Annotated in this window: 13 protein-coding genes; 7 read left to right on the plus strand and 6 right to left on the minus strand. The window is 61.2% G+C overall.

Annotated elements, in window-relative coordinates; genetic code table 11:
• The coding region (locus ACUCV3_RS25020) for a response regulator (RefSeq protein ID WP_482241308.1) at positions 1-438 on the plus strand (438 nt) is incomplete at its 5' end.
• A gap of 133 nt (positions 439-571) precedes the next feature.
• On the opposite strand, the gene ACUCV3_RS25025 is transcribed toward ACUCV3_RS25020, so the two are convergent.
• Positions 572-802 carry a hypothetical protein gene (locus ACUCV3_RS25025; RefSeq protein ID WP_125999339.1) on the minus strand — a complete coding sequence of 77 codons (231 nt, stop codon included), beginning with the start codon at positions 800-802 and terminating at the stop codon, positions 572-574.
• Between the two features lie 678 nt (positions 803-1,480).
• Between ACUCV3_RS25025 and ACUCV3_RS25030 the strand changes: the two genes are divergently transcribed.
• From ACUCV3_RS25030 to ACUCV3_RS25045, 4 genes are all read left to right on the plus strand, one after another.
• A complete protein-coding gene (locus tag ACUCV3_RS25030) occupies positions 1,481-1,852 on the plus strand; it encodes a hypothetical protein (RefSeq protein WP_037523030.1) in 372 nt (123 codons plus the stop codon).
• Positions 1,849-2,175, plus strand: coding sequence for a hypothetical protein (locus ACUCV3_RS25035; RefSeq protein ID WP_234831478.1), 327 nt, complete (start codon positions 1,849-1,851; stop codon positions 2,173-2,175). The genes ACUCV3_RS25030 and ACUCV3_RS25035 overlap by 4 nt, the downstream gene beginning before the upstream one ends.
• 151 nt (positions 2,176-2,326) lie before the next feature.
• Positions 2,327-2,569: a hypothetical protein gene (locus ACUCV3_RS25040; RefSeq protein WP_010339352.1), complete on the plus strand. Its 243-nt coding sequence runs from the start codon at positions 2,327-2,329 to the stop codon at positions 2,567-2,569.
• A gap of 511 nt (positions 2,570-3,080) precedes the next feature.
• Entirely contained in the window at positions 3,081-3,527 is a 447-nt protein-coding gene (locus tag ACUCV3_RS25045) for a TfoX/Sxy family protein (protein ID WP_482241309.1), read from the plus strand.
• 73 nt (positions 3,528-3,600) lie between these two features.
• Here ACUCV3_RS25045 and ACUCV3_RS25050 read toward each other — a convergent pair whose 3' ends face one another.
• From ACUCV3_RS25050 to ACUCV3_RS25070, 5 genes are read right to left on the minus strand one after another with little or no spacing between them, the layout of a single operon-like run.
• Positions 3,601-4,914 carry a hypothetical protein gene (locus tag ACUCV3_RS25050; protein ID WP_482241310.1) on the minus strand — a complete coding sequence of 438 codons (1,314 nt, stop codon included), beginning with the start codon at positions 4,912-4,914 and terminating at the stop codon, positions 3,601-3,603.
• A gap of 17 nt (positions 4,915-4,931) precedes the next feature.
• Positions 4,932-6,092, minus strand: a complete 1,161-nt coding sequence (locus ACUCV3_RS25055; RefSeq protein WP_482241311.1) for a mandelate racemase/muconate lactonizing enzyme family protein — start codon at positions 6,090-6,092, stop codon at positions 4,932-4,934.
• 59 nt (positions 6,093-6,151) lie between these two features.
• Positions 6,152-7,084 (minus strand): alpha/beta fold hydrolase, encoded by a 933-nt coding sequence (locus ACUCV3_RS25060; protein WP_482241312.1) that lies wholly within the window; start codon positions 7,082-7,084, stop codon positions 6,152-6,154.
• 17 nt (positions 7,085-7,101) lie between these two features.
• A complete protein-coding gene (locus ACUCV3_RS25065) occupies positions 7,102-8,631 on the minus strand; it encodes a TonB-dependent receptor (protein ID WP_482241326.1) in 1,530 nt (509 codons plus the stop codon).
• Between the two features lie 36 nt (positions 8,632-8,667).
• Positions 8,668-9,336, minus strand: a complete 669-nt coding sequence (locus ACUCV3_RS25070; protein WP_482241313.1) for a TonB-dependent receptor — start codon at positions 9,334-9,336, stop codon at positions 8,668-8,670.
• Positions 9,337-9,972: 636 nt separating this feature from the next.
• On the opposite strand from ACUCV3_RS25070, the gene ACUCV3_RS25075 reads away from it, so the two are divergent.
• Positions 9,973-10,818: a class II aldolase/adducin family protein gene (locus ACUCV3_RS25075; protein WP_279730416.1), complete on the plus strand. Its 846-nt coding sequence runs from the start codon at positions 9,973-9,975 to the stop codon at positions 10,816-10,818.
• A complete protein-coding gene (locus ACUCV3_RS25080) occupies positions 10,818-11,780 on the plus strand; it encodes an ABC transporter substrate-binding protein (protein WP_279730414.1) in 963 nt (320 codons plus the stop codon). The genes ACUCV3_RS25075 and ACUCV3_RS25080 overlap by 1 nt, the downstream gene beginning before the upstream one ends.
• The last annotated feature ends 37 nt before the right edge of the window (positions 11,781-11,817 follow it).

Consider the following 11,817-nt stretch of genomic DNA (forward strand, 5'->3'; position numbering starts at 1 on the left):
CCTATCGGTGACATGTTCGGCGCATCATCGACTGAGAGACATTGTGCTCCCGCTGCAAGGGGAGAACATATGCTATCAGGATTCTGCGTGCTGATCGTCGAGGATGATCCGCTTATTGCAATGGCGCTTTGCGAAAATGTAGAAGCCGTAGGCGGTACAGTTGTCGGGCCGTTTTCAACGGTCGGTGAGGCTCTAACTTTCCTGACTCAGGCGAAGATTGACGCTGCCATCGTAGACGCAAATCTCCGGGATCGCGACGTCACGCCTCTCGCACTTTTCCTGATGGAAACCGCAATACCCTTCATAGTGTACAGCGCTGCGGGCCTTCCTCCAGAGCTGCACGCGCAGCATCCCGACTTGCCGCTGGTCATGAAGCCAGGAAAACCGTTGGAAAGGCTTTTTGCGCTCCTTCGGAACGGCGCTACTGACGCATTATGACGGTGATCCCTTCCATCATCATTCAAGTCAAAATCCGGGCACCGAACTAATTCTTGAAAAGCAATCTGGCATAGTAAGTAAATTTTTGGAGAAACTCTGCATCGCGCGAATTTTCGTCGAGGGATGTATTGCGTCATTTCCGAGGTTCAAGCGGGCTCGCCCATTTATTCTGCCATTCATCCAAAGCCTCGTTCAGCTTTTGGATGTCGGCATTGGAGAGATTCGTGCCGCGAGCCAGTTTCTCCCGTGCTGCACCGAGAAGCGCGGTCAAACGTTCAAGGCATTGGGACGGATTACCACCTACCCTGTCTTTCGCGCGGATAAGCATATCGGCAAGATCGATGGCGGAAGTGGACGGGCACATATGCGTCTCTCCTGTATTTTCGGGAGCGCATGTGTCTCTCAGCCACTGCGATTTGCGCAGCGATTAGCTGCCATACCATAGTCACAGCGACACAACTAATCCGATTGACGTTCCGCAGCTTCGAAGATCGCTCCCGAACCCCTGATTTAAGGGGCGTGGATGAATTCGGCGCGCTGAATGAGCGGGATGGATGGATTACTGTCATGCTCCTCCCGTAAACGGGAGAGGAAACAAGGTCCTTTCTGGTCGACAGCCATTTGGCAGCTATTTCCGCCCGCAACCATTTTCCCAGCTCGGGAAAAGGACAGACAGCTATCTGCCACTATCTCGCATCCAAAATCGGCAGGCGGACCGGTCACACTTTTGGATGGAAAATCGGCGGCTGAACCGGTTACCAGGGACGGAGCCGACAAGCCGAGGTGCCGGGGTGTCCCAGGCCTGTCGCTCTTCATTTATTCTGTTCCAGGACATTGGCCGTATCGGCGACATACATCATTCTTCAGACAGCCGAATTGATGCAAGGACTATCGGGAGATGTGCTAGGATGACGCATCACCCATATAATGCCGCAGGCATTTCGTGACAGAGAGACCATCGTGCTCCCGCCTGCTTTCGGGAGAGAGTGATGACTCTGCAACATCAATGCACGCCCTTGGATAAAACCTGCTGGCTACGTCCATGACGAAGCGTACGAGCAGCACATCCGTGACATTCAGGGCGCCTTTCCAGTTACCAGGACTTGGGTTCCTGCCTGCAGGTACCTATGCACTCGATACCGACGAAGAGGCTTTTGCAAGCAATACAGGGACGGTCTATCAGTGGATTGCGACGACGCTCCACATTCCAACAGGTAGCGGATTGGAGAGCCATCGGATCGAGCTGGAGGACTTGGAGCAGGCGCAAAAGCGGGACGAACAGGCTAAAGTCCAGGCCCGGATCGAAGGAATGGCGGCGGATGGTTCCGATCTCCTTGGCCCCCCTTCTTCGATGAACTCGTGGCGCTGGGTGCCTTTGTGGGTGCGCCACGCGCGTTCGGACGGGCGACCATGACCATCGCACTCAATAGTGCTTTGATGTGCAGGCAGCAAGAAGCCCTGCACCGCCAGAGGGCGGCCGAGACGCCGCTCGCCCATGTTCGCGCCGTTGCCCTGCGCGCGGCTGCGGCCTGGGGCCGTCAGGCGGTAGAGGCGGCCGACATCGAAGCCGGCGTGCGCCGTTTGCTCAGCGCAGAGGATGCAGCGATCGCGCTAGAATTCCTGATCGAAGATGCGGCCGAGCCTGCAGAACCAGCCAATCATGTCGTGTCAGAGGGTGTGGCGGAGGCAACCTCAATAAGACAAAGTCCGCTTCATTGCGGGACAGGAGCCCCTTGATGATCCTTCACAATCTACTGCGCCGGCATCGGCCCGATCCGGTCGAGGAGCATGTGGAAAATGGCTTGCTTATGTCGGCATGTCTGCTGTGTGGTCGCCCCATGGTCAAACCTTCGAAACGGGGCTGGCAACTGGCGGGACGGGTCAGGCCATGACGGATAGCGAAGCGATCGAACAGGACCCATTTGAGGACATTGCCTTTGGCACCTGGCTGATCGGTCAGCACGGCCGAGACGGCTGGATCGGCGATCTAGCAAGGGCGGCCAAGGCGGATCGAGGATTTCCGCGGCATGGCGACCCGGACGCCGTGCGTCTTCACCTCAATAAGATGCAGGCTGAAAGCGACATGTTTGAAGCGGTCGATGACGCCGAACGATTATGGGCACCATTTTGATGCGCCTCCGACGTTGTGTCTTATAATGTGCCGCCGCGATCCCTATATTGACTGGTGATCAGCGGTACCGAGCATGTCCGGTGCCGCTTCTCCAAAAAATCGAACGCCGGTCGAGAGTTTCGACCGAATTTCCAGAGGCTGGAAACACCTGCGTTGCGTTGGGCTGGCCCCTCGCGCGCCCGATGGAGTACGACCCATGATCGCTTATCTCATTCTCGTGCATCGCTTTCCCCAGCAATTCAAACGCATGTTCCGCGCAATCGGTAGCAGTCAGCGAAATATATAGTGAGATGTCTGAACTTTATGCTTAACGCGCTGCGAAGGCGATGGACAGGTTGATTCATCCCGATCTAGGCTGAGCTTGCACTCGCCTAACCGCAAACCACTGCATAGGATTATCTCTCCTATACCGACCGGCAGCTATCGCTCACCGGCGGGCTGAAAGCCGTCATTCTGCAATCGGCCAGTCTCGAACGTTCCGATCGGCAAAGCGGACCGGCCGCACCTGGGAATGAAAAATCGGCTGCTGAACGGCGGCAAAGGGTCGATTAACCCTCGACCTTTTCATCAGGACGGGCGATATCGCCTTATGGCGTCCGATCGTAAAACCGTTGAATTCCTTGTCGAGCAGATGGCAGGCGGCGGCACCGTTTCAGCCAAGGCGATGTTTGGCGAATTCGGCATTTATTGCGATGGGAAAATGGTCGCATTGATCTGCGACGACCACCTATTCGTAAAGCCCACAGTTGGAGGGAGGGCATTCGCTGCCGGTGCGGAAGAAGCCCCTCCATACCCCGGTGCGAAGCCCTGGCTCCTGATCGACGCGGAAAAGTGGGATGACCGTGAGTGGCTTGCCGAGATCGTTCGTATCACATCCCCGGGAATTGCCTGCTCCCAAGGTCAGGACCAAGCGGAAATCAGGTTGATGCAACGTCTGGTAGAAGCCCGTGTTCGTTAAACGAATGCCCGCTCTTGGAAAGTGCAAGTGAATTCCTGAACATCCGGGACGGGCCGTATGCCCCGCCTCTACTCTACAAAGATTGCAGCAACTTGCGGCTCGCCTGCGCGATCTGCCGAACATAGCCCGCATCAACGATCGCGCCCGTATCGCCGGCAACATGATGATAGGGATTGGCCCCGATCAGGCCAATGACGTTGGGATAGCCCGCCCTGATGGCGGTTCCTGCCTCGCCAGCCCCACCATCGGTGACGATGGCGGGGTCGGCCCACCCCGCCCAGCCGGCGAAATATTCCCTGGCGCGCGACGCCTCGCGCGCGGTCACGATGCAGGCGCGCTTCTCGCTCGGCTTGGACAATATGCGCAACTGCTCGTCCTGCTCTGCGGTTGCCTTCGTGACGATACTGGCGCCAAACAGCAGGAACAAAGCCGTCTCTTCAGGCCGGGGCAGTCGCCCATCCACCTGATGCGACGCGCCCAGATTTTCATATTCATGGCCGCTGTTGCTGCTGAATATGATGTCAAGTTTAAGACCGCTGGTCGGCAGCCAGCGCATCAGATCCAGCCAGGCCGCTATGCCCGGAGCGCGTTCGGCAGCGCAGGTCAGCCATCCAGACCGCGGCGTCGTGACAATGACTTTCTTGCTCGCCCCCGGCGCGGTCCATCGACCCATGATGTTGAAGGCCGGTCGCCGCCCAGCCTTGCCCGCAATCAACAGTGTCGCTTCGTCTTGGGTACGCGCCGCTAAAAGAAATGGCGCGGCATCCCTTGGGGCAAGGCAGGCGGTGGGAATGGACGATAGCGGCGCATCCGCCGGCGCGTTCAATGCAATGGCCTCCCCCGTGGGACCATTGGTGATCAGTATGATGCCCGAGGCATCGGCATCGACACATGCAGCGATGGCGCGCCGGATTACCGGATCCGTCGCGGTCGACCACGCCCGTTTTGGCAGGTCCACCAGCACGATTGCCTTTGCAGGAATGGCTAAGGGCCGCTCGGGATCGAAGTGAAAGAGCGCCCCCTTCACCCCGTCCGCGGATGTCTGCTGGACGATCGCCTGGGGAATGAGCTCCGCCTTGCGGCCGTCGATCCGCAGTTGCACGATCGCCGGATCGAAATAGGGCGCTTCGAACGCAGCCCGCTCGACCGCATAGCCTGCCTTAGCCAGTTCCTCGCCGATCCACGCGCCCGAAGCGGTATCCCCTGCCCCGCCCGACGCCTTGGCGCCGAAGCCGATATAGCGTTGGATATCTTCTGCAATTCGATCCACCCCGATGCCCGGCACACTATCCGTTGCAACGGCAACCACCGGCCCCAGTGCAAATGGCAACGCGGCCATTGATGCCAGCACGTCGCGCCGGTCGAGCCGCTCAGCTTTGAACGTCATCGGCCTTCCTCCTGCCTTCAGGCTGCATATTTGCGCAAAGCGCGCTCATTGAGGTCAACACCGAAGCCCGGCCGTGGCGAGAGCATCAGCGCGCCGCCAGCCACGTCCTCGACTGGCCCCAGCAGTTCAGCGCGCCAGGGCACCTCGCCAAAGGCATATTCAAGCATGGTGAAGTTCGGCACGGTCGCCATGACCTGCGCGGCCGCAATATTGCCGACCGGGCTGGCTGGACCATGGGGAGAGACGGCGAGGCCCCCCGCCTCCGCGATCGCGGAAATCTTCTTCAGCTCCAGGATGCCCCCGCACAATTTGACGTCGGGCATCAGGATGTCGGCGGCCTGTGCCCTGGCGTAGCGATAGAAGGCCTCGATGCCATAGAGCGCCTCGCCGCCTGCGGTCGTCATCCGTGCAGCCCGATTGATCGTGGCAAGATCGGCAAATCCGTCCTCGGCCGTGACCTCCTCCAGCCAGTAGAGGTCGAGCGGCTCGAACCGGGGCAGCAGTGCCAGCCCCTGTTTCAGCGTGAAGCGGCTGTGCACGTCGATCATCAGCTTTCGCGTCGGTCCGATCGCGTCGCGGACCGACTGCGCGCAGGCAATGCCATGCCGAACGCCTTCGGCGATGTCCGCACCTTCCGACGGCTGCTTGGGCATCTCGTCGAACGGCGCCAGCTTGATGGCATCGAAACCGGCCTCCACGGCGCGGCGCGCCATCGCCGCGAAGCCTTCTGGCGTGCGCGGATCGGCCGATCGATTGATATTGGCGTAGAGCACGATCCGGTTGCGCAGCGCCCCGCCCAATAGCTGATGCACGGGTTGGCCGGTCGCCTTGCCGATCAGATCCCACAGGCATTGTGCCAGCGCGCTCACAGCCGACCGCGCCGCGCCGCCGGTCCGCTCGACCAGCGCCGCGCCCTGTTGCCGGAACCATTCGACATCGAAAATCGAGCGCCCGCGCAACAGACCCGTCAAATGTTGGAGATGCTCGATCGTGCGGGCGTCATTCCCCCCATGCGAAGCATCGCCGATCCCGGTCATGCCGCCTTTCGTTCGCAAGCGGATGATCACCCAATTGCCGCGATGGTTGACGCGCACCTGGAAAATATCGAGATCATCGATCAGCGTGTCGACCGACAGCCGCGTTGCCGCCTGCACCGGGCTGAGTGCAATGGCGGCCATAGGCGCACCGGCCAGTCCCTGGAAAAATCTTCTACGATCCAAATCCATATCCTCCTGGATCAGGGCCTGATCAGGGCGTCTGCCCCGCGCTGTAGCTGCGCTTCATCCCGCTCCCCGGCGAAATAGCGCGCAAGCAGAAAGGTCACGGCATCAGGCTGCTCGGGCAGGATGGCATGGCTCGCGCGGCGCAGCGTCACCGTGCGCAGCCGCGCGCCGATATCCTTGCGCAGTTCCTCGACGTTGCCCGCAGGGGCGACCGGGTCGGTATCCGCCTGAACCAGCAGGATCGGAGCATTCCCGCCAGACCACCATTGATCGATGGTAGAGCCCTGCATCGCCAGCCCCTGATAGGTCTTGGCCTTGGCATACCAGCCATTCAGCCAGACCGAAGGATCATGGCCCGGAGCAAAGAAGGCGGTCTGCAGGGCGCCAAGCCGCTGGTCATCGGGCAAGGCACCCTGCGCGGCGGACACGGCAATGGAATCGCCGACCTGCGGCAGTGGCTTCGCCTTCCCGCCGCCCGCCAGCAGAACGACCGCGCGCACCGTTGCCGGGCTGGAGGCGGCCAGGGCCCGGGCGACCCGGTTGCCAAAGGCATGCCCCACCACATCCACCGGCCCATCGCAAAGCGCTTCCACTGCCGCCTGCGCATCATGGGCAAGGTCGAACAGCGAACCAGGCGCCGGTCCCGTCGTCGCCCCCGTGCCACGCGGATCCGGCAGGATCGCCATATAGCCCTGCGTCGCCAGTCGCTGCGCAATATCGTCAAAATCAGACGCGCCGCGCGCAAGCGACGGAATGAACAGGATCGGCCGGCCCGCGCCAATGGTGCGCACATGGACGCGAACATCGGTGGCCGCATCGACATCGATACCGGTCGGCACAGGCCGGCACCGGGTGTCGGCCCTACCCGCCCTGTCAGCGGCCATCGCCTGGGTTGCCGCCAGCGACAGAGGAAATAGCGCGCAGAGCGCCCATCGACGACAGGCCATGGCTTTCCTTCCGATCATCAGAGATTCACCCGCAAAGTGCCGCCGATCTGGCGCGGATTGCCGATGCCGGCCGTGATCAGGCCCGTCGCGGCGGCGGTCATCGCGTTATAATATTTCTTGTCGAGCAGGTTGCGCGCCCAGACCGACACATCCCAGCGCTCGCCATCGATGCGCAGGCCGACCCGCGCGTTCAGCACGCCATAGCCGGGCACACGCGCGTAGCGGGAATTGGTCTCGTCGGTGATGTAGGACGAGCGATGATTATAATCGGCACGCAGGTAGAGCGCGTCGTCGCCGATCACATGCACGGGATGGCTATAATCCGCCGCCAGCGTGTAGACGAATTTGGGAATATTCACGAGCTGCTCGCCGGAGAGGTCCTGGGTCTGGCTGACATTGCGGGTCTCCACCGGGGCCTGGGCATTGGGATAGGATTTGAACGTCGTGTCAGTGTAGGCCGCCGAGGCCGACAGACGCAGGTTCGTGGTCGGCACGATCGCAATATCGGCCTCGAACCCGCGCGAGCGCACGCCCGGTATGTTCGAGATATAACGGCGATAGGATGTGGTGGTGCCGATCTGCTCGGCGATCGCCGCCTGATAATCCTCCACATCGGTCCAGAAGCCGGCAAAATTGGCGGTGATCTTGCGATCCCAGAACTGGGTCTTCAGGCCGATTTCATAGGCATCGACCTTTTCCGGCTCGACGATGCCGGAAACGCCGGCAGGCAACTGGCCGACATTGACGCCGCCCGACTTCACACCGCGCGCATAGCTGGCAAAGGCCAGGATATCGGGCGCGATCTTGTAGGAGAGATTGATCTGTCCGGTCAGCGCATTGTCGCTGACCTTGCGGAAGTAACTGGTCGCGGGATAGAGCGCATCGCGCAGCGCCTGGGCCGTCACGCGGTCCGCTGCGCTCAAAAGGGAAAGGTCGTTACCGGCGGCCATATATTGGTCATAGCTGGCCTGCCGGTCCTCATGGGTGAAGCGCAGACCCGCCGTCACGCTCAGCGCATTACTGGCATTCCAAGTGCTCTGGCCGAACAGGGCATAGCTGTCGGTCTTGGGCGTTGCCGCCGAATTGGCCTGGAAGCCGGTATAGGCATAGTTGGCGATTGCCCGGTTGGCATTGGGGTTGTTCCAGGCCGCATAATCCGCGCCAAGCCGATATTCGCTGAGCGCGTGGATGACCTGATGGACGTAATAGGCACCCACGACATAGTCGATCGTGCGCTTGCCCTGGGAAGCCAGACGGACTTCCTGGCTGAACTGGCGCTGCCGGTTGGCGGTGCCGCCAATGGGGTTGATGTCGAGCGCAGTGCCATCCGTGTCGTTTTGCGGCTGCCAGTTCCAATAGCGCCAGGCCGTGATCGACGTCAGCGTCGCCCAGTCGAGATCGACATCGACCTTGCCCGAGACACCGCCGCTGCGCATGCTGGACGTAGTCGGCGCATTGACGCTGGTTACCCGGGCATAGGGATCACCAAAGGCGTTGGGCTGCGCATAGCCAAGCCGCGTCGTCCGATCGATGATGTTGTTGGCGATAGTGGCGCCATTGTCATATTTGGTGAAATAACCGACCTAGGCACTGCCGAAGCCGGACGCATCCTGCTCTGCATAGTCGCCGATCAACTTGACCCGGATCCGGTCCGTTGGGACGAACAGCAATTGTCCACGTAGGGACAGATTGTCGCTGTCGCCCAGGCTCTTGCCATTATAGCTATTGTGGAAATAGCCATCTTCCAGCGTCCTTGAGGCGGTCAGCCGGATCGCCAGCCGGTCTGGCACCAGCGCGTTGCTGGCGCTGGCCCGCACCTGGCGATAGCCATTTTCACCGATCGATATCTCGCCGCGAAATTCGGGTGAGAAGCTGGGTTCGCGGGTCGTGATGCTGATTGCGCCGGCCGTGGTGTTCTTGCCGAACAACGTTCCCTGCGGGCCGCGCAGGACCTCCACCCGTTCCAGGTCGATCAGGTCGAACTGCGAGGAGCCGACCCGGCCATAATAGACATCGTCGACATAGACGCCGACGCCGATCTCCAGTCCGTCATTCTGGGTCGAGTTGGAACCCAGGCCGCGAATATTGAGATAGGTGTTACGCGCGTTGGTGCCGCGAATGGTCAGGCTCGGCGTCAGGTTCGCGATCTGGGTGAGATTGCTGTAGCCAGTGGTGAGCAGGGTCCGGTCGTCGACCGTGCTGAGCGAGATCGGGACATCCTGCGCACGCTCCTGGCGCCTGCGCGCGGTCACGAGAATCTCATTGTCATTTTGCGCGCCCGGCTCCGCTGCAACGGCTTCAGGCGCCTGCTCGGCCATTGCGGGTGCTGCAGAGGCAATCGCAGCAAGGGACGCAGTGAACAGGATGGATGACAAGAAACAGGCGCGCGACATATTTTCCCCTTGGATCCGCACGCACGCGCAAACATCCGACCCAGCAAACGCTCAGCCCGGTGATGTGTGACGCCCGTGCGGACATGCTTGATGAAAAGGGCCTGGCGATGTCGCCTCGGCAACTGGCGCAGCGGCCGATCGCCGCTGCGGAATGCAATCTCTACCTATGAAGTCGATAAATAAGATGCACCATAGGTTTAATTTTGCTCATTAAACCTGTGATTGCGCCCGTGCGAAAGCTGTAGCCCATTCGCGCCGTCCGGCGCGCGAGCGCGCTTCGTGCGTAACCGTGGTGCACATGATCCGCCATGGCCTCGATCAGAACAGAAGATAAATTCAGATATGAGCACCGCAAATAATGAATATTTTTATCTCATGGTAAAATACGAAGCCATTCGCATTACAAATAATCGCTGAAGACATAATCATTTGCCGGCTCAATTTTCAAAAATCTAAACATCATCCACCAACCACGTTCGACGACGAGAGCGGTGAATGACGATATTGTCTCAGCCCCACGCGGATAATTTTGCCCAATCAACGCTGCGGCGCTTCCGTATCCATGATGTACCCCGCGATGGCGACGCACCAAGGCCGGAGGCCGGGCCGGCCCGGCGCACAGTTCAAGACGAACGGCTGCACCGCAAACAGCAACTGGCCGCGTCGCTGCGCCTGCTGGCCCAGCATGGCGTCGAGCCTGGCCTGGCCGGCCATCTGAGCGCCCGGGACCCCGAACATGTGGACCATTTCTGGGTCAATCCGGTCGGCGTCCCCTTTTCCCATATTCGGGTATCGGACCTGCTGCGGATCGACAGCGACGGGCGGGTCGTCGAGGGCGACGGGCCAGTCAACATCTCCGGCATCCCCTATCATCATGCCGTCCAGCGCGCCCGGCCGGACGTCGTCGGGATCGTCCATGCCCATAGTTTCCATGCCAAGACCTGGTCCGCCTTCCGGCAACCGGTCGAGCCGATCATCGCCGACCTCGCCGCCTTCCATGAGGATCAGGTGGTCTTCGTGCCCGACCGGTCGTTGGATGCCGCTACGGGGCGCGACGCCGTAGCACAGCAGTTCGTCCGGGCGCTGGGCGAGCGCAACATCCTGCTCTGGGCCAATCATGGCCACTGGACCGTCGGCAACAGCGTCGAAAGCGCGGCCTGGCGCTTCATTGCCTATGAAAGCGCGGCCCGCGTGCAACTGGCGGCACGGGCTGCCGGAACAGCGATCATCGATCCCCCATCCCAGCTTCCCTCTCCCGACCAGCGCGAAGGATGGGCCTGGCTCAACTTCCTGCCCTATTGGGACGAGATCGTCCGCGCGCAACCCGATCTGCTGGACTGATGAGCGCGCAGCTTTACTCCCGGCGGGCGCTGCTAGCCGGCGCCGGCGCCCTGACGCTGGCCGGATGCGGCGCGGCCACGGAACGGGCATTGTCCGACGTGACCCTGAACGTCTGGCGCTACAAGACGACGGCCGGCAATTTCATGGCGGCGGCAGGACAGGCCGACACGCCATACCAGGTCCGCTATGTCGATCTGCCCGGCGGCCCGCTGGTGCTCAACGCCTATGCCGCCGGCGCGCTCGACTATGCCTATATGAGCGAAATCCCGCCGGCTTTCGCGCTGCAATCGGGCACGCCGCTCAGGCTGATCGCAACCCACCAGGGCGACGTGAACAATAGCGGCGTGCTGGTGGTGAAGGGATCAAGCGCACGGCAATTTCCCGACCTGCGCGGACGCACGATCGCCTATACGCCCAACACCAACAATCATTATTATCTGCTCAAGCTGCTCGAAGCGCATGATCTGCGCCTGTCCGATGTGCAGGCCGTCGGCCTGCCCGCCAACGACGCCAATGCCGCTTTCACTCGTGGTCATGTGGAAGCGACCGTCACCGGCGGCATTTCCGCCCTGCTGACCGAAAGTCTGCTGGGCGGGCGCTGGATCACCCGATCGGTCGCCGGTCTCTATTCGGGCAATTTCTGCATCTCTGCCCATCCAGCCGCACTGGCCGATCCCCTCAAGCGAGCGGCGATCCGCGACTATCTGCGCCGGGAACAGGCGACCTGGCAATGGATCGACCGGAACCCGGAACGCTGGGCGGCACTGTCGGGGACGCTCAGCAACCAGCCCGCCGCCCTGTTCCAGCGCTTGGCCCGCGAGGCGAGCCGGCCCGCCCTGATCGTCCCGCCCGCCAAAACCGCCATCGCAAGCCTGCAGCATGTCGCCGACGATCTCGCCCGCTTCGCGCTGGTGCGGGATCGCTTCGATCTGTCGGCGCTGTGGGAACCGGGCCTGATCTGATCGGGCTGACCGTCACGAACATCTTAAAAAAAAGGGG

The organism is Sphingobium sp. VMM, assembly GCF_056790315.1.